Origin of the sequence: Streptomyces sp. NPDC127177, assembly GCF_042672475.1 — a bacterium.
Taxonomy (GTDB): Bacteria; Actinomycetota; Actinomycetes; order Streptomycetales; family Streptomycetaceae; genus Streptomyces.
On the sequence record NZ_JBHXUW010000067.1, the window covers coordinates 1 to 17763 of the forward strand.

Below are 17763 nucleotides of genomic sequence, written 5' to 3' on the forward strand. Positions count from 1 at the left end.
TCGCCACCATGCACAACCTCGCCATGACAGGCTGACCAGCAGGTCAAACGCCATCCCGGCCTGCCCACACCCACCCTTCTGCAACAACCTTTAGGGCGTGTTTTGAAAGTAGCGTCGTCCGCCCGGAGGGCGGGACCGGCGGCGTCTGGTGCGTGCGATCGCAAGGCGCGGAAATGTTCTCGTAGCGGAGCTACTAGGGCATTTCTGCAACGCCGCGAGCGGGCGTGCCAGGCGTCGCCGGGCAGGCGGGACTTTCAAAATACGCCCTGAGGGCTGCCCCGTGATCCCCGGCGGGCCAGGGATCACGGGACAGCCCTCAGATGTCCCGGAAGATCTCGATCTGAGCCCCGACCGAGTTCAGCCGCTCCGCCAGTTCCTCGTAACCGCGGTTGATCACATACACGTTGCGCAGTACGGAGGTGCCCTCGGCCGCCATCATGGCGAGCAGGACCACCACGGCGGGGCGCAGCGCGGGCGGGCACATCATCTCGGCCGCGCGCCACCGGGTCGGGCCCTCGACCAGGACGCGGTGCGGGTCCAGGAGCTGGAGCCGGCCGCCGAGGCGGTTGAGGTCGGTGAGGTAGATGGCGCGGTTGTCGTAGACCCAGTCGTGGATCAGGGTCTGGCCGTGCGCCGAGGCGGCGATGGCCGCGAAGAACGGCACGTTGTCGATGTTGAGGCCGGGGAACGGCATCGGGTGGATCTTGTCGATCGGCGCCTCCAGCTTGGAGGGGCGGACCGTCAGGTCGACCAGCCGGGTACGCCCGTTGTCGGCCGCGTACTCCGCTGTGCGGGCGCAGTCGACGCCCATCTCCTCCAGTACCGCGAGTTCGATCTCCAGGAACTCGATCGGCACCCTGCGGATCGTCAGCTCGGACTCCGTCACGACGGCGGCGGCGAGCAGGCTCATCGCCTCGACCGGGTCCTCGGAGGGCGAGTAGTCGACGTCGACGTCGATGGTCGGCACGCCGTGCACGGTCAGTGTGGTCGTGCCGACCCCGTCCACACGTACACCGAGCGCCTCGAGGAAGAAGCAGAGGTCCTGGACCATGTAGTTGGAGGACGCGTTGCGGATGACGGTGGTGCCGTCGTGCCGGGCGGCGGCCAGCAGCGCGTTCTCGGTCACGGTGTCGCCGCGCTCGGTCAGCACGATGGGACGGCCGGGCGTGACGGCGTGGTCGACCTGGGCGTGGTAGATGCCCTCGGTGGCGGCGATCTCCAGACCGAACCGGCGCAGCGCGATCATGTGCGGCTCGATGGTCCGGGTGCCGAGGTCGCAACCGCCCGCGTACGGCAGCTTGAAGTGGTCCATCCGGTGCAGCAGCGGACCGAGGAACATGATGATCGACCGGGTCCGGCGGGCGGCGTCCGCGTCGATCGCGTCCATGTCGAGGCGGACGGGCGGGACGATCTCAAGATCGGTGCCGTCGTTGATCCACCGGGTGCGGACCCCGATGGAGTTCAGCACTTCGAGGAGCCGGTAGACCTCCTCGATGCGCGCCACTCTGCGCAGCACCGTGCGGCCCTTGTTGAGCAGGGAGGCGCAGAGCAGCGCCACGCAGGCGTTCTTGCTGGTCTTGACGTCGATGGCGCCGGACAGCCGGCGCCCGCCGACCACCCGCAGGTGCATGGGTCCGGCGTAGCCGAGCGACACGATCTCACTGTCGAGTGCTTCACCGATACGGGCAATCATCTCAAGGCTGATGTTTTGATTGCCGCGCTCGATGCGGTTCACGGCGCTCTGGCTGGTGGCGAGCGCCTCGGCGAGCTGGCTCTGTGTCCAGCCCCGGTGCTGGCGGGCGTCACGGATGAGCTTGCCGATACGTACGAGGTAGTCATCTGACATACCGAAAGGCTATCTCAGATATGAGATGAGGCCGTTGTCGGGGTGTGGTGTTCGGGTGACGGGCGGGTGGAGACGGCAGGTGGAAACGGCAGGTGCAGACGGCAGCAGCGGTCGGCTCGCCACGCGCGGGCACACCGGTCCGCTTCCATGGTCCGCCCGTCGCCCGGATCCGGCACGTGGAGGGCGTCCATCGGGGTGGGGGCGCCGGGGAGCGGCGGGAAATAATGTGTCGCTCCGGTGCGGGCGCGATCGTATGGTCCCCGGCATGAAGCTGCTCTCCGTCAATATCGGCCACCCCCGTCCCAACCCCTGGAAGGGGCTGAGCGCGACCGGTATCGACAAGCGGCCCGTCGACGGACCGGTCGCCGTGACGGCCCCCGGCCCCAAGGGCACCGGTGCGGTCGGCCTGGCCGGTGACCGGGCCTTCGACGTGAAGCATCACGGCGGCTCCGACCAGGCCGTCTACGCCTTCGGCCGGGAGGATCTCGACGGGTGGGAGGCCGAGCTGGGCCGCTCGCTCCCCAACGGGTCCTTCGGGGAGAACCTCACGACGCTGGGCGTGGACGTCAACGGCGCCCTGATCGGCGAACGTTGGCGGATCGGGCCCGACGTGCTCCTGGAGGTGTCCTGCCCGCGGGTGCCGTGCGCGACGTTCCAGGGGTGGCTGGAGAGGGAGGGCTGGATCAAGCGGTTCACGCAGGCCGCGAGGCCCGGCGCGTATCTGCGGGTGATCGAGCCGGGCGACATCCGCGCCGCCGACCCGGTCCGGATCGTGCACCGGCCCGCCCACGACGTGACGGTCGAGCTGGCCTTCCGGGCCGTGACGGTGGACGGTGGTCTGCTGCCGCGGCTGCTGGCCGCCGACGCGTTGCCGGCGCAGGACATGGAGCTCGTCCGCCGGCGGATCGGTGGACCAGGACGTGAGCGCCGGTGACGCGGCCTCCCGGGCGAAGCCGTCCGGGCCCGTGCGGGGAGGCGCACGGCGACGCTACGGCGACCCGCCCTACGCCGGCCGGAACCGGCGGCTGAGCTGCTCGGCGGGCACGTTCGCGCCGCGGGCGAGCGCCTCGACGTTCAACGGCCGCGCGCACTCCCGGTCGATGCGGTCGGGGGCCCGGCGCAGTACCGCCGGATCACGCAGCCGCTGGTCGGCGGCGAGCGCCCGCCCCCAGGAGGGATGGCACACCTCAGCGCAGTTCCTGGATGCGGACCATGTTGCCCGCGGGGTCGCGGAAGGCGCAGTCGCGGATGCCGTACGGCTGCTCGGTCGGCTCCTGGACGACCTCGGTGTCGCCCGCCTGCACCTTCTCGAAGGTGTCGTCGAGGTTCCTGGTGGCCAGCAGGATCCAGCCGTAGGTGCCCTTGGCCATCATCTCGGCGACGGTGCGGCGCTCGTCCTCGGTGACGCCCGGGTCGACGGCGGGCGGCGCCAGGAGGATGGAGGTGTCCGGCTGGTCGGCGGGTCCGACCGTGATCCAGCGCATTCTGCCCTGGCCGACGTCGCTGCGGACCTCGAATCCGAGGGCGTCACGGTAGAAGGCCACGGACGCGTCCGGGTCGTCGTGCGGGAGAACGCTGGTGTGAATGGTGATGTCCATGGCGGTCAGATTAAGCGCGGTCCCGTACCCGCCGCTTCTCGAATCCTGACCGGTTCGGCTACGCGCGGCGGCCCCAGGCGGAGATCATCGGGGCCGTCGCCAGATCGAGCTCGCCGGTGGCGACGTTCGACAGGTGGCGGTCGATGTCCTCGTCGGTGGCGATGCCCGCAGCCACCAGCCGGCCGCGGATCTGGCGGACGGTCGCCGCCTCGAGAACCGTGCAGGCGGGCGAGGTGATGGGGAAGTAGGCGTCCGCCCGTACGCCGAGCAGTCCGGCCTCGCGCAGCAGCCGGGGCAGTGTCCGGCCGTACGAGAGGTCGGCGCCGCGCGATGCCATGAGTTCCCGGAAACCGGACCGCAGCCGGTTGGCCAGCCGTTGTTCGGGGCCCGACTCGTCCGGGCACAGCAGGGGCTGCAGCCCCGGATCGGCGTCCTCCAGCAGGAGCACACCCCCGGGGCGCAGGGCCTGGACCATGCGGCGCAGAGCCTCGGCCCGGTCGACGACGTGCACCAGGACCAGCCGGGCGTGCACCAGGTCGAAACCGCCCGGCGGCGGCGGGTCGGCCGCCACGTCGTGGCGCAGGACTTCGACGACATCGGAGGCGGCGCCCCGCGCCCAGGACACGTCGATGTCCGTGCAGACCACCTGCCCGGCCGATCCGACCCGTTCGGCCAGACCCGCGGGAACGGAGGGGCCGCCGGCCCCGACCTCCCAGCACCGCATGCCCTCGGTGATGCCGATCCGGTCGACGTGCCGGAAGGTCACCGGGTCGAACAGCTCGGCCAGTGCGCCGAACCGGATGCCCGCCTCCGACTGCTGGTTGTCCAGCAGATATCCGCGATCCCCGTCGTGCTCGGCCATGCCCTGCCCACCGCCCGTCTCCGTGTCCGTTCGCCCGCGGACCCGAGTCGCCTCCGGACCCGGATCGCCCACTGACCGAAGTCCACCACACCCCGCGGGCCGAACCCGCACCCGTCGAGGCAGGGCCGGCCCTCAGTGCGAGGCGCCGGGGCACCGTGTGCCCGGTACACGGGGGCGGCCGCGCCCCCGACCGACTCAGCGGGCCGACCGTGGCCCGCAGTTCGTCGAGCGCGTGCGCGAACACCGTCGCCGTGATCGCGGCCTCCCGCCGTCACGCTCCGCGCGGTCGCAGGCCACCGCCGCCTGTGTCCGTCGCCACCCGCCACCTGCCGCTCGCCACCCGTCGGGCCCCCGGGGCTTCTTCTCCTCGATAGGGTTCCGTCCGGGCCCCGGTCGCACGGACCGGGCCAACGAGCGTCGATTCACACGGGGTTGCGACCGGTCACGCCGGCGTGGCAGTAAACCGGAACGGCGACCGGACAACTGAGTGAGAGGAGCGCCAGTCATGCGTGGAGGCAGCATCGCCGTGGTCGGCGGCAGCATAGCGGGGTGTGCCGCGGCGCTGGCCGTGTCGCGCGGCGGAGCCGAGAAGATCACCGTCCTGGAACGTGCCGACGCCCGGCTCCGTGACAGGGGAGTGGGAATCGCCCTGCACAGCGACCGGTTCGACGAACTGAGGGACGCCGGGTACGTGGCTCCGGAGATGCCCTGGGCGCCACTGAGCCGGCGGGTGTGGAGCGAGCGGGACGGCGACGCGGAACACGGGCGCGTCGTCGGTGAGCAGCCGTTCCCCTTCCGCGCGTACAGCTGGGGCTCCTTGTGGAGCGAGCTGCGCCGCCGGGTGCCCGAGAACGTCTCCTACCGGTCAGGCGCAGTGGTGACCGGTGTGGAGCCGGATGCCGACGGTGTGACGCTGCGGCTGGAGGACGGACACCAGGAGCACTTCGACGTGGTGATCGGGGCGGACGGGTACCGTTCCGTCGTCCGGGAGGCCATGTTCCCCGGTGCCAACGCCGCGTACGCCGGGTACATCGGCTGGCGCGGGACGTCGGCCGACGTCGAGGGCCTCCCCTCGGACGGGTACGACGCGCACAACATCGTGTTCCCGGGCGGCCACTGCATGATCTATCGCATCCCGGACGGCGCCGGGGGGCACCTGCTCAACTGGGTGCTCTACACCAGGCCTCCGCGGACGGACGGCTTCCACCCCGACCTGCGGACCCCGACCTCCCTGCCCCCGGGCCGGCTGAACTCGGAGCTCACGGCGCATCTGCGCGCCCTGGTAGCGGAGAACTTCCCGCCGTACTGGGCAGCCAGGGTGCTCCGCACCCCGGCCGAGACGACCTTCATCCAGCCCATCTACGACCTGGAGGTTCCGCACTACACCTCGGGCCGGATGGTGCTCGTCGGTGATGCCGCCAGTGTCGCCAGGCCGCACATCGGCGGCGGGAGCGTGAAGGCGCTCCAGGACGCCAACGCGCTGGAGGCCGCGTGGGTGGCCGGAACCAGCTGGAAGGAGGTTCTGGAGACCTACGACGCCGGGCGCGGCGGAGTCGGAACGGCCATGGTCGCGCTCGCCCGCAGGATGGGCAGTGCACAGGTCGAGAACACCCCGGACTGGTCGGCCATGGGCCAGCCGGAGTTCGATGTGTGGTGGCAGGACCAGAACAGCGGCTCCGACCGGCGCAGCGGTTTCGGCGGCCACAGCATCAAGGCCCGGTAGACCCCGGAAGGGGACGGGGGTGGTGACCGTGTGCCGGTCACCGCCTGCCGTCCGTACCGCCCCCGTCCCGTACGGCGGCCGGGGAGAGTTCGAGTGCGGCGTGCAGGGCGGTCGCATCGGCGCGCGCGTCCGCGCCGTCCAGCCGCAGCGCCAGCCGCCCCGAGGTGAGGACCGTGAGCGTACGGGCGCACTCGGCCGCCCTGGCCGGGCTGGGGGACACCAGCAGTACGGCGATACCCTCGCCCGCCAGCGTGCTGACCAGCTCGTGAACCTGCTGGACGAGCACGGGCGCGAGGCCCTCGGTCGGCTCGTCGAGCAGCAGCACGCTCGGCGAGCCCAGCAGCGCCCGTGCCAGGGCCAGCATCTGCTGTTCGCCACCGGACAGCGCCGAACCCCGGTTGTTGCGGCGTTCGCCCAGCCGGGGCAGCAGCTCCAGGACCCGTGCGGGAGTCCACACGCTGGGGCGCGAGGTGTCGCCGCGCCGCGGCGGACGGTAGGACAGCCGCAGGTGTTCGGCGACGGTCAGCCCTGCGAACACTCGGCGGCCCTGCGGGACGAGGCCGATCCCGGCACGGGCGATCCGGTGCGCCGGCTGCCCCGTCACGTCCCGGCCGTCGAGGCGCACGGTGCCCGCGTAGGGGCTCATGAGTCCGGCGACGGTGTGGACGAGGGTGGTCTTGCCGGCGCCGTTGTGGCCGACGACGGCGTGGACCGTGCCGGCGGGCACCGACAGGTCGAGCCCGTGGAGGACGGTGCCACCGTGATAGCCGGCGGTCAGGCCGCTCAGTTCGAGCATGGGGCCGGTCATCCTCTCGCTTCGGTGCCGGACGTCAGGACGTCCGTGACGGGGGCGTCCGGGGCGTCGCCCGCGTGGCCGTGGTAGGCCTCGCGGACCTCGGGGTGCGTGAGCACCTCCTGGGCCGGACCGGTGACGAGCACTCCTCCGGCCGCCAGCACGGTGACGGTCGTGGCGAGTTGGGCGACGACCTCGACATGGTGCTCGACCAGGATGATCGCGACGCTCTCCGGCAGACCGCCGAGGATGCCGAGCAGCCGTCCGATGCCACCGTCGGTCAGCCCGGCCGCGGGCTCGTCCAGGAGCAGCAGGCGCGGATTGCCGGCCAGCGCCGCCGCGAGGTCGAGCATGCGGCGCTGCCCGTGGGAGAGCGTTGAGGCCGGCCGGTGGGCGAGGTCCGCCAGCCCGACGGTCTCCAGATGAACGCCCGCGGACTCCGTGTGCAGCCGGTGACGGGACCGGCTGCGCCAGGCGCCGCGGCGCTTCGGGTGGTGCGGCCAGCCGGCCAGTACGACGTTGTCCAGCACCGTCAACTCGGATATCACCGAAGGCTGCTGGAAGCTGCGGGCGATACCCAGACGGCTGCGCCTGGCCGTGGCCGTACGGGTGATGTCGGTGCCGTCAAGGGTGATCGTGCCGTGGTCGGGCCGTTCGGTACCCGCGACGAGGTTGAGCAGGGTGGTCTTGCCGGCGCCGTTGGGCCCGATGACGGCGTGCCGGGCGCCCGGGGGCAGCCGCAGACTTACGTCGTCCACGGCGGTGAGGCTGCCGTACCTGCGGGTGAGACGGCTCAGGTCCAGGACCGGTGGTACCGGTGCGGCCGTCGGGGCGGGCGTCATGAGTAGACCTTCCCGGCGTGGCTCGGGGCGGGTGGGGACGGGGGCCGCTCGTCCGCCCGCGGCCCGCCGGGTTCCGGCCGGCTCCGGCCGGAACCGCGCAGACCGGCCAGTCCGCGGGGGAGCAGGTACACGGCGGCGACGAACAGTCCGCCGAGCAGCAAGGGGCCGTGACCGGGCCACGAACTGGCTACCCAGTCGCGGGTGGTGACGATGAGTCCGGCGCCCAGCAGCGCGCCGATCACGGACGTCGTACCGCCGATGACGGCCGCCAGCAGCGCGAACGCGGCGATTTCGAAGCCGACGTCGGCGGGGGAGAGGTATTGCTGGACGGTGACCATCAGCGAGCCGCCGACGCCTGCCAGCGCGCCGGCGCAGACGTGCGCCACCAGCAGGTAGCGCCCCACCGGGTGGCCCGAGGCGCGCATCCGGGCCTCTGCGCCGCGGGTGCCGGTCAGCAGCTTCCCGGCCGGGGAGCGCAGCACGAGCAGGGTGACGGCGACGGCTATGGCGGCGACGACGAGTGCGTACGTGTAGAGGTCGCCCTCCTCGGACATGCCCTCCCCACCCCACAGCGCCTGCGTGGCCGGGAAGCCGACGAGACCGTCGGCGCCGCCGGTGGCGGACTTGAACTGGTTGATGACGGCACCGGTCAGCTCGCCGATGGCAAGTGTGATCATCAGGACGGTCGTGCCGCGGGCCCTGATGACGGCAGGAGAGGTGATGGCGGAGAAGGCCGCGGCCGCGAGCGCCGAGAGGACGATCTGGACCGGGCCCATGGTCCACCCGGCTTCCGCGAGGTTGGCGGTGGCGTACGCGCCGACGGCGAACGGTGCGGTCTGGCCGAGGGTTGGCAGTCCGGCGTATCCGGTGAGGACCGTGACACTGACCGCGAGCAGCCCAAGAGCCAGCGCGGACCCCGCCAGCGAGATGCTGTACGGGTCGAGCACCCCCGGCAGCGCGACCAGAACCACGAGCAGCAGGAGCAATGGGGTGGCCTGCCGCCAGGCGTTGCCGCGCGGAAGGCGCGCGAGACCCGCGAGTGCGCTCCGGCCTCCCGCCGTGGGCTTCACGTCCAACGACGCCCCTGGTGCGGCGCCCGTACCCGGCGCACCACCCGTGGCCGCCGCCCCGCGGGGCCGCAGCCGCGCGGAGAGGTGGCGGCGGAGCCTGGCGACCGGGTCCGGTGAGGGGCCCGGTGTCCCCTGTCCGGTCGCCGGCTCCACGAAGCGGGAGCGGAGCGCCAGCACCGCTGCCATCGCGGCGAAGAGCAGGTACGGCGCCAGTTCCGGCGCCACCGAGACTCCCAGTGTCTGCACCTCGCCCACGGCGACGGCCGCCGCGAGCGTCGCCCACAGCGAGCGCAGTCCGCCGAGCACGACCACCACGAGCGACAGCATCAGCACGTTCTCGGACGTCCCGGGCCCGGGGCCGATGATCGGGGCCCCGAGCACGCCTGCCGCACCGGCCAGCGCACCGGCCGCCGCGAGCACGCCGGTGTGCACGGCCCGGGGGCTGTGGCCGGTGGTCGCGAGCATCTGCGGATCGTCGGCGGCTGCCCGTACCGCCGTACCCATGCGGGTCCGGGTCAGCACCCACGTGCCGAACGCCGCGAGCAGCACGGCCATCACGATGAACCCGAGCCGGTAGGCGGGGTACCGGTGGCCCAGCAGCGTCACGGAGGTGTCGAGCGCCTCGGGGACACGTACCGGGAGCTCGTCCGCCCCGAAGAGCTGGATGAGCAGATCACCGCCGATCAGAGCGAGTCCGAACGTCAGCAGTGCTTGAGCGAGATGCCCACGCCCGGCGAGCGGTGCCGTCGCGGCGGACAGCCCCGCCCCGGCGGCACACGCCGCCGCGGTTCCGGCGGCCAGCCCCAGAGCGAGACCGCCCCAGGTGCCGTCGCTCAGTTCCGCCCCCGTGTAGGCGCCGATGGCGTACAGCGTGCCGTGCGAGAGGTTCAGCACGCCGGCGGTGCCGAAGGCGAGGCTCAGGCCGGCGGCGACCACGAACAGCAGCAGCCCGTAGGCCACGCCGTCCACCGCCGGGATGAGGTGGGCATCAAGGAGTCCCATTTCAGCTGCCGAGCGTCGCCAGGTCCTGGACCATGACGTTGGCAAGCTGGGCACCGTCCGGCCGCACCTGTCGCAGGTACCAGGTCTGCACCGGCGAGTGCGCCTTGTCGCCGAACTCCCAGGCCCCGCGCGGGCTGTCGATCTGGCCCAGGTCCGCGATGGCCTTGTTGATGGTCTTCGGTGTCACGTCGCCGCTCTTCACGGCGTTGGCGATCGCCTTGTCCAGCACGGCGGCCGCGTCGTACGACGCCATCGCGTACGTGGTGGGCTGCGTGTCGTGCTCGGCGGTCCAGTCGGCGGCGAACTTGCGGTTGGCCTCGTTGTCGAGGTCGGCCGCGTAGTTCAGGACCGAGTAGATGTTCTTCGCCGCGGCGCCCTGCGCCTGGAGCACACTGCCCTCGGTCACAAAGGCCGTGTACAGCGGCAGATCAGCGATGTCGGACTGGGCGTACTGCTTGGCGAAGTCGATCGCCGCCTTGCCGGCGTAGAAGCAGTACACGGCCTTGGCGTCCGTCTTCGCGATGTCGGCGAAGTACGGCATGAAGTTCGTGGTCTTCGGGAACGGCGTCCAGGTGGTCTTGCCGCCGGGGTTGGCGAGCTTCCCGTTGATGCGCTCGAACTCCTTGGTGAAACCGCGGAGTTCGTCGTAGCCGCCCTGGTAGTCCGGGCCGATCGCGTAGACCGGTCCGTCGACGTTCTTCTTGACGTACGGGGCGATGGCCTTGCCCGGCTCGTCGGACAGGAAGCTCGTCGTCCACACGTACTCGAGGTCCTTGACGGGCGGCCGGCCGTTCGACCCCAGGAAGGGGATCTTCGCCTGGTTGACCAGGGGAAGCACCGCGTTGACCGAGCCACCGCTGACGAGGCCCGTCAGCACATCGACCTTGTCCTTCTTGACCAGTTTGGTCGCCGCGGGAACGGCGGTCGGCGGACCGTCGCCCTCGTCCGCCACGACGAGTTCGACCTTGCGTCCGCCCAGCTTGTGGTCGTGGGTGTTCAGGTACAGCTCGAAGCCGGCCCGCAGTTCGGTGCCGACCGGCTCGTACGTGCCGGACAGGGAGGCCACCAGGCCGACCTTCACGGTGTCCTCGTCGCCGCTGCCACTGCTGCATCCGGTGGCGGCGGCCAGACCGAGGGCGAGGGCGGCGGCCGCGGCCGGCCGGAATCTGCTGCGGCGGGGACTGGATATGTCGAAGAACATGAGGGCTCTCATCGGGAGTATCGGGCGGGACCGGTTCTGGGGGTGGGATCGAGGTACGGGACGACGCGGATCAGCGGGAAGGCGGCAGACTCGCGTCGCGCACCTCGGGGGAGAGCGAGTCGCCGACCTGGTTGATCAGTTCGGACATCATGTAACTGACCTCACCGATGTCCGCGTCCCTGGTGGTGGTCACCAGCAGAGAGGCGCCGCTGGATACGGCCATGGAGAACATGTAGCCGCCCTCCATCGCGGTGAGGCTGTGCTCGACGGGATCGGTGTTCGTCAACTGGGCTGCGGCGGACAGCAGGTTGACGACGCCCGAGGCGATGGCGGCCAGCCGGTCCGCGTCGTCACGTTCCACACCGGTGTAAGCCAGCGCGAGGCCGTCCACGGACACGGCTATCGCCTGGGTGACTTCCGGGATACGTCCGGCGAAACCGCTCAGGATCCAGCTCAGGTCGGTGGGAGAGGTCATTTCTTGGTCCGTTCGGTGTCGTCGTCGGTGGCGGAGCGCCCACGGTGGCTCGTACTCCTGTTGATTCCCTGGGCGTAGGCCGCCAGGACATCAGAGACCTGCCGGGAGTCCCGGCGGCGGGGCGAGGGCCTCGGCGCGGCGCTGCCGGCACGCTGGTCGGTGTCCCGTTTGCCCAGGGTGGGCCACTGCTGGGACGTGCCGCGCCGGCGCACGGGCAGCCCCGAGGAGCTGACCGCGGCGTCGCGCGAAGCCGGTTCGTCGTGCACGGGATGCGGGGCAGGTGTGGTGCTGTCCTCCCGCTCACGCGCGGCTCCGGCCACCGCACCGATCGGGGTGCCGTGGCGGTCGGGCCGCGGGCCCGTCCGGTCCGGCCGGCTGCGACCGGCCGGTCCCGGCGGGGTGACCGGACGAGGCGTCTCGTAGTGCACAGCGCGGTCGTGGCTGTTGTTGCCGCGATCCTCGCCGGCCGTGCTCGGCGGCGGTGTGGCCTCGTCGGGGGCCGCGGTCAGCACCTTCGCGGGCAGGGTGACCTCGGCGATGGTGCCGGGCCCCGAGGAGTCGCGCAGTTCGACAACGATGCCATGACGTGCGGCGAGTCGTGCCACCACGCGCAGACCCATGGACCGGACGTCTCCGATGCCCGCCTTCGGCTCGCGCAGGGCGGCGTTGTGGACGGCGCGGCGTTCCGCGGGGATGCCCACGCCCTCGTCGACGACCTGTACCACGGCCCGGTCCCACAGCCGCCACACGGCGACGCCGACCTGCTTGTCGGGGGGCGAGAACCGGGTCGCGTTGTCCAGGAGTTCCGCCAGGATGTGGGCCACGTCGTGCACGGCACGGGCCGCGATGCCGATCCCCGATTCGACGACACCGAGTGAGACACGGTCGAAACGCTCGATCTGCTGGGCCGCTGCCACGATGACGGTGGAGCAGCCGGCGTCGGCCGTGCGGACCCGCGCGTGACCGTAACCGCCCAGCACCAGGAGGCTGTTCGTGTTGCGTTCCATGCGGATGGCGAGATGGTCGAGAGCGAAGAAGGTCCGCATCCGCACGGGGTCGGCCTCGTCGCGCTGGACCTTGTCCATCTCGGAGACCATGACAGCGGTCAACTGCGCGCCCCGGCGGGCGACACCGACCAGTGTCTCAGCGAACTGCTCATGGATGTACGCCTGCTGAGCGGCCAGTCGGACGGCCTCGTGGTGAACGGCGTTGAACGCCTCACCCACCTCGCCGATCTCGTCCTTGCCCGTGGTCCCGACCGGGTTGCCTGTTCGCCGGGCCACCTCCTCGGGCGTCGCCCCGCTGAGCGCGCCGGGCTGGGACAGCTCGGTCATCACGGCGGGCAGCCCGGTGTGGGCGACCTCGTGCGCGGCGTTGCGCAGATCGCGCAGCCGCCGGATCATGACGCGGCCCAGGCGGATGGCGACGACAAAGGCCCCGACCAGGGTCAGCACCACGAGGGCGACCTCGGCCCCGGCCGTCCACATGAGCGTGGTGCGGGCCTCCGCGACCGTGGCGAAGACGGATTTGTCGATCCGTTGCTCCACCGAACGCAACAGCATCTGACGGTCGTTGAACGCCTTCTGCCACTCCTTGGCGGGGACGGCGATCTCCTTGCCCGTCCCCGTACGACCGATCTCGTCCTCGAGTCGGCGGGCCGCCAGAGCCTTCGGGCCGGAGAGGGTGCGCTCCAGCCAGGTCCGCCACTGGCCGGGGCCGAGGTCGTACAGGACGCCGACCGATTCGGTGTAGCCCAGCCGGCCGGCGTCGAACGTCCGCTGCGAGGCGGTCGTGAACCCGCCCGCGGCCTGCGCCCTCATCACGGTGACCTGTTGCTGGGCCGTGTGCTCGGCCGCCTCGGAAAGGGCGGCGGCGGCGCGGATCCGGTCCGCGATACCGGCGTCGACCCCGTCCGCCTGTGCGATGCCGTCGCGGTAGCTGTTGAGGTCGGCGATCACGATCCGGTAGCCGAAGGCGAGCGCGGAGATGGTGCTGCTGCCCGAGCGCACCTGGGCGCGCAGTGCGGGCATTTCGTCGATGAAGCGCTCGATGCGGTCCAGTGCGCCCTGCGCACTGTCGGGCACCTCGGACAGATGCCCGATCCGGCTCTTGAACCCGGCGACGCTTGCATCGGTCGAATCGGAGGTCGAGCGAAACGCGTCCGCGTCCCCCTGTTTGGAGACGAGTGCGGTGGCTGCCGCCCGCTCACGCTGTAGTTGGTGGGCCAGCTCACCCGCACTGGAGGCGGCGTCGACCATCGACGCCAGCCGATTTGCCTGGAGTGCGTGGTTGGCCGCGGGTGCGAGGGCCAGCACCGAGAAGGTGACGGCCACGGTGAGCGGCGCGGTGACGAGAAGTACGAGGCGACGATTGATCTTCACTGCGCGGCTCCATCGCCGGAACCGGTGCTGAGCATCGATGACACGCAGATACCTGTTAACGGGTTGTGGGGGGCTCGGGAGGGACGTCGGCACATCATCTGCACCGTTGTTGATGGGGCAGAAGGGGCGGGCGGGGCCCCGGTGGCGCGGAATGATCCTATGCGCAGGGTGTGGCTATGGATGGGTACATTGCCGAAAGATCCCCGCACTGAACAGCGCACGAGCGGTCCAATTCGGTCGTACTCGATCGGGAAACCGGGCTTTCCGGGCCGGGCGGATCGCCACCGGCGACCCGTGGAACCCCGCCTGACCAGCGGCCCGTTGCTTCACGGCGGTCTACTGGGTGTCGGCGGACCGAGTCCGAAACCATCCCGCGCGCCGACTTGACGGTCGGCCCCATCTCCGAATGTCGTTGCGAAAAGGTTAGATCCACCTGAGGGGTGGCCCCTTGAGAGAATGTGATGGTTCAACCTTCACAACTGCCTTGGATTGCAAGGTGCGTCGCTCGCGAGGGGCTGTGGCGGGCGTCGGCGGCAGGTGCACCGGTGCACCCGGACACTCAGGGCGGGGCGTCGCGCGGTTCGGCGACCGGTCTGGACGCAGGCGAAGGATCCGGCTCCGGGGCCGTGCCGACCGGCGGGCCCGCGCCGAGATTCGGCGTCGCAGCCGGAACCGCGAAATAGCTCTGCGCAATCGGTGGGCGACGACGCGTCGTCGGGTGTCCGCGATGCGCTCGTCCGTGCCGGAGGCCGGGGCTTCATGGCGCACGCGGTCGCGCCGGAGGCCGGGGCTTCGTGGCGCACGCGGTCGCGCCGGAGCCCGGACGCGTGGCCCGGCCCTCGGGATCCGCCGACAAGGAAGCCGTAACGACCGGGTTCGCTGCCGAACGCCCCGATCGGAGCGCGGTGGACGCGCGCCCCGACATGACCTCTCCGCGGTCATGTACTAGAGTTATCTCGACATCGAGATATATGCCGAAGGCGCACGGCGGGCCGCCGCACGGTAAGGGCTACCTAACTAAGCCTTACCTTAGCGGATGGTCGGGTGGCTGACGGCGGCACCACGCGGCGCCCGCCCGAGTGAGGCGCAAGCGCGGAGTTACGCGCACATTGATGAAGGAGACTGTCGTGTCGGCGAACAGCTTCGACGCCCGCAGCACGCTGCGCGTGGGCGACGAGTCGTACGAGATCTTCAAGCTGGACAAGGTCGAGGGCTCCGCGCGCCTCCCTTACAGCCTGAAGGTGCTGCTGGAGAACCTGCTCCGCACGGAGGACGGCGCGAACATCACCGCCGACCACATCCGGGCGCTCGGTGGCTGGGACTCCCAGGCTCAGCCCAGCCAGGAGATCCAGTTCACGCCGGCCCGCGTGATCATGCAGGACTTCACCGGTGTGCCCTGTGTCGTGGACCTCGCCACCATGCGTGAGGCCGTGAAGGAGCTCGGCGGCGACCCGGCGAAGATCAACCCGCTGGCCCCGGCCGAGCTGGTCATCGACCACTCCGTCATCGCCGACAAGTTCGGCACCAGCGACGCGTTCTCCCAGAACGTCGAGCTGGAGTACGGCCGCAACAAGGAGCGCTACCAGTTCCTGCGCTGGGGCCAGACCGCCTTCGACGAGTTCAAGGTCGTCCCCCCGGGCACCGGCATCGTCCACCAGGTCAACATCGAGCACCTGGCCCGCACGGTCATGGTCCGTAACGGCCAGGCGTACCCCGACACCCTCGTCGGCACCGACTCGCACACCACCATGGTCAACGGCCTCGGTGTGCTGGGCTGGGGCGTCGGCGGCATCGAGGCCGAGGCCGCGATGCTCGGCCAGCCGGTCTCCATGCTCATCCCGCGCGTCGTCGGCTTCAAGCTGACCGGCGAGCTCCCGGCCGGCACCACCGCCACCGACCTCGTGCTGACCATCACCGAGATGCTCCGCAAGCACGGCGTCGTCGGCAAGTTCGTCGAGTTCTACGGCGAGGGCGTCGCCGCCACCTCGCTGGCCAACCGCGCCACCATCGGCAACATGTCGCCGGAGTTCGGCTCCACCGCCGCGATCTTCCCCGTGGACGACGAGACGCTGAAGTACCTGCGTCTGACCGGCCGTGACGAGCAGCAGGTCGCTCTCGTCGAGGCGTACGCCAAGGAGCAGGGCCTCTGGCTCGACCCGGCCGCCGAGCCGGACTTCTCCGAGAAGCTGGAGCTCGACCTCTCCACGGTCGTCCCCTCCATCGCCGGCCCGAAGCGCCCGCAGGACCGCATCGTCCTGGCGAACGCCAAGGCGCAGTTCGCCCAGGACGTGCGCAACTACGTCTCGGACGACGAGGAGGCGGGCAAGGAGTCCTTCCCGGCCTCCGACTCGCCGGCCGCCACCAACGGCGTCCCGTCGAACCCGGTCACCGTCACCGCCCCCGACGGCACCACGTACGAGCTCGACCACGGCGCCGTCACCGTCGCCGCGATCACCTCCTGCACCAATACCTCGAACCCGTACGTCATGGTCGCCGCGGCGCTCGTGGCGAAGAAGGCCGTGGAGAAGGGCCTGACCCGCAAGCCGTGGGTCAAGACCACCCTCGCCCCGGGCTCGAAGGTCGTCACCGACTACTTCGACAAGGCGGGCCTGACCCCGTACCTCGACAAGGTCGGCTTCAACCTCGTCGGCTACGGCTGCACCACCTGCATCGGCAACTCCGGCCCGCTGCCGGACGAGGTCTCCAAGGCGGTCAACGAGCACGACCTGGCCGTCACCTCGGTGCTCTCCGGCAACCGTAACTTCGAGGGCCGGATCAACCCCGACGTCAAGATGAACTACCTGGCGTCCCCGCCGCTGGTCGTCGCGTACGCCATCGCCGGTTCGATGAAGGTCGACATCACCAAGGACGCCCTCGGCGTCGACCAGGACGGCAAGCCCGTCCACCTCGCGGACATCTGGCCCACCGAGGCCGAGGTCAACGACGTCGTGGCGAACACCATCGGCGAGGACATGTTCAACAAGTCCTACCAGGACGTCTTCGCGGGCGACGCCCAGTGGCAGGCGCTCTCGATCCCGACCGGCAACACCTTCGAGTGGGACTCCGAGTCCACCTACGTGCGCAAGCCCCCGTACTTCGAGGGCATGACCATGGAGACGAGCCCGGTCCAGGACATCGCCGGCGCCCGGGTCCTGGCCAAGCTGGGCGACTCGGTCACCACCGACCACATCTCCCCGGCCGGTGCGATCAAGGCCGACACCCCGGCCGGCAAGTACCTCACGGAGCACGGCATCGAGCGCCGTGACTTCAACTCCTACGGCTCGCGCCGCGGTAACCACGAAGTCATGATCCGCGGCACGTTCGCCAACATCCGCCTGCGCAACCAGATCGCACCGGGTACCGAGGGCGGCTTCACCCGCGACTTCACCCAGGCCGAGAGCGCCGACGCGGCCCCGGTGTCGTTCATCTACGACGCCTCGCAGAACTACCAGGCCGCGGGCACCCCGCTCGTCATCCTGGCGGGCAAGGAGTACGGCTCCGGCTCGTCCCGTGACTGGGCGGCCAAGGGCACCGCGCTCCTGGGCGTCAAGGCCGTCATCGCCGAGTCCTACGAGCGCATCCACCGCTCGAACCTCATCGGCATGGGCGTCCTCCCGCTCCAGTTCCCCGAGGGCCAGACCGCCCAGACCCTCGGTCTGACCGGCGAGGAGACCTTCTCCTTCACCGGCGTGACCGAGCTCAACGACGGCACGATCCCGAGCACCGTCAAGGTCACCACCGACACCGGTGTGGAGTTCGACGGCGTCGTCCGCATCGACACCCCCGGTGAGGCGGACTACTACCGCAACGGCGGCATCCTGCAGTACGTGCTCCGCAACCTGATCCGCAAGTAGGGATCAGCGGCAGTACGGCGAGAGGGGCGGCCCCCCCCCCCCCGGGGGGGGGGCCGCGCCCCGGGGGGCAGCAGATGGACAATTTTGTTGTTGAACCCCGGGGGACGCAAATTAAC

General features: G+C 70.7%; 13 protein-coding genes. 3 read left to right on the top strand and 10 right to left on the bottom strand.

Features of this window, described 5'->3' with window-relative positions:
- Nucleotides 1-316: 316 nt before the first annotated feature.
- Nucleotides 317-1846, bottom strand: coding sequence for a helix-turn-helix domain-containing protein (locus ACFVJX_RS30615; RefSeq protein ID WP_384134142.1), 1530 nt, complete (start codon nucleotides 1844-1846; stop codon nucleotides 317-319).
- 265 nt (nucleotides 1847-2111) lie between these two features.
- Here ACFVJX_RS30615 and ACFVJX_RS30620 point away from each other — a divergent pair, with 265 nt between their 5' ends.
- Entirely contained in the window at nucleotides 2112-2780 is a 669-nt protein-coding gene (locus ACFVJX_RS30620) for an MOSC domain-containing protein (protein ID WP_384134145.1), read from the top strand.
- A gap of 69 nt (nucleotides 2781-2849) precedes the next feature.
- On the opposite strand, the gene ACFVJX_RS30625 is transcribed toward ACFVJX_RS30620, so the two are convergent.
- The 3 genes from ACFVJX_RS30625 to ACFVJX_RS30635 are packed head-to-tail and all read right to left on the bottom strand — an operon-like array spanning nucleotide 2850 to nucleotide 4306.
- Nucleotides 2850-3032 (bottom strand): hypothetical protein, encoded by a 183-nt coding sequence (locus ACFVJX_RS30625; protein WP_384134148.1) that lies wholly within the window; start codon nucleotides 3030-3032, stop codon nucleotides 2850-2852.
- A 1-nt stretch (nucleotide 3033) separates the two neighbouring features.
- Entirely contained in the window at nucleotides 3034-3444 is a 411-nt protein-coding gene (locus tag ACFVJX_RS30630; protein WP_384134151.1) for a VOC family protein, read from the bottom strand.
- A 58-nt stretch (nucleotides 3445-3502) separates the two neighbouring features.
- The gene (locus tag ACFVJX_RS30635) at nucleotides 3503-4306 is read right to left on the bottom strand and encodes a class I SAM-dependent methyltransferase (RefSeq protein ID WP_384134154.1); all 804 of its coding nucleotides are present in this window, start codon (nucleotides 4304-4306) and stop codon (nucleotides 3503-3505) included.
- 505 nt (nucleotides 4307-4811) lie between these two features.
- Between ACFVJX_RS30635 and ACFVJX_RS30640 the strand changes: the two genes are divergently transcribed.
- Complete coding sequence (locus ACFVJX_RS30640) at nucleotides 4812-6029, top strand: FAD-dependent monooxygenase (protein ID WP_384134156.1); 1218 nt, start codon at nucleotides 4812-4814, stop codon at nucleotides 6027-6029.
- 37 nt (nucleotides 6030-6066) lie between these two features.
- On the opposite strand, the gene ACFVJX_RS30645 is transcribed toward ACFVJX_RS30640, so the two are convergent.
- The 6 genes from ACFVJX_RS30645 to ACFVJX_RS30670 form a co-directional block, all read right to left on the bottom strand.
- On the bottom strand, nucleotides 6067-6825 hold the full coding sequence (locus tag ACFVJX_RS30645; RefSeq protein ID WP_384134159.1) for an ABC transporter ATP-binding protein: 759 nt from the start codon (nucleotides 6823-6825) through the stop codon (nucleotides 6067-6069).
- Nucleotides 6826-6833: 8 nt separating this feature from the next.
- A complete protein-coding gene (locus ACFVJX_RS30650) occupies nucleotides 6834-7664 on the bottom strand; it encodes an ABC transporter ATP-binding protein (RefSeq protein ID WP_384134162.1) in 831 nt (276 codons plus the stop codon).
- Nucleotides 7661-9736 carry a branched-chain amino acid ABC transporter permease gene (locus ACFVJX_RS30655; RefSeq protein ID WP_384134164.1) on the bottom strand — a complete coding sequence of 692 codons (2076 nt, stop codon included), beginning with the start codon at nucleotides 9734-9736 and terminating at the stop codon, nucleotides 7661-7663. Before ACFVJX_RS30655 ends, ACFVJX_RS30650 begins: the two co-directional genes overlap by 4 nt.
- Before the next feature lies 1 nt (nucleotide 9737).
- The gene (locus ACFVJX_RS30660) at nucleotides 9738-10937 is read right to left on the bottom strand and encodes an ABC transporter substrate-binding protein (protein WP_384134232.1); all 1200 of its coding nucleotides are present in this window, start codon (nucleotides 10935-10937) and stop codon (nucleotides 9738-9740) included.
- 70 nt (nucleotides 10938-11007) lie between these two features.
- Entirely contained in the window at nucleotides 11008-11412 is a 405-nt protein-coding gene (locus ACFVJX_RS30665; RefSeq protein ID WP_384134167.1) for a roadblock/LC7 domain-containing protein, read from the bottom strand.
- Entirely contained in the window at nucleotides 11409-13793 is a 2385-nt protein-coding gene (locus ACFVJX_RS30670; protein ID WP_384134170.1) for a nitrate- and nitrite sensing domain-containing protein, read from the bottom strand. Before ACFVJX_RS30670 ends, ACFVJX_RS30665 begins: the two co-directional genes overlap by 4 nt.
- A gap of 1127 nt (nucleotides 13794-14920) precedes the next feature.
- Here ACFVJX_RS30670 and acnA point away from each other — a divergent pair.
- Nucleotides 14921-17647 (top strand): aconitate hydratase AcnA, encoded by a 2727-nt coding sequence (gene acnA, locus ACFVJX_RS30675; protein WP_384134173.1) that lies wholly within the window; start codon nucleotides 14921-14923, stop codon nucleotides 17645-17647.
- Nucleotides 17648-17763 lie beyond the last annotated feature (116 nt).

Bases quoted from the DNA above. Each gene is read 5' to 3' on its own strand.
- ACFVJX_RS30645 (WP_384134159.1), bottom strand. From the start codon at position 6,825: ATGCTCGAACTGAGCGGCCTGACCGCCGGCTATCACGGTGGCACCGTC.
- ACFVJX_RS30665 (WP_384134167.1), bottom strand. From the start codon at position 11,412: ATGACCTCTCCCACCGACCTGAGCTGGATCCTGAGCGGTTTCGCCGGA.
- ACFVJX_RS30635 (WP_384134154.1), bottom strand. From the start codon at position 4,306: ATGGCCGAGCACGACGGGGATCGCGGATATCTGCTGGACAACCAGCAG.
- ACFVJX_RS30650 (WP_384134162.1), bottom strand. From the start codon at position 7,664: ATGACGCCCGCCCCGACGGCCGCACCGGTACCACCGGTCCTGGACCTG.
- ACFVJX_RS30660 (WP_384134232.1), bottom strand. From the start codon at position 10,937: ATGTTCTTCGACATATCCAGTCCCCGCCGCAGCAGATTCCGGCCGGCC.
- ACFVJX_RS30620 (WP_384134145.1), top strand. From the start codon at position 2,112: ATGAAGCTGCTCTCCGTCAATATCGGCCACCCCCGTCCCAACCCCTGG.
- ACFVJX_RS30640 (WP_384134156.1), top strand. From the start codon at position 4,812: ATGCGTGGAGGCAGCATCGCCGTGGTCGGCGGCAGCATAGCGGGGTGT.
- ACFVJX_RS30655 (WP_384134164.1), bottom strand. From the start codon at position 9,736: ATGGGACTCCTTGATGCCCACCTCATCCCGGCGGTGGACGGCGTGGCC.
- ACFVJX_RS30615 (WP_384134142.1), bottom strand. From the start codon at position 1,846: ATGTCAGATGACTACCTCGTACGTATCGGCAAGCTCATCCGTGACGCC.
- ACFVJX_RS30630 (WP_384134151.1), bottom strand. From the start codon at position 3,444: ATGGACATCACCATTCACACCAGCGTTCTCCCGCACGACGACCCGGAC.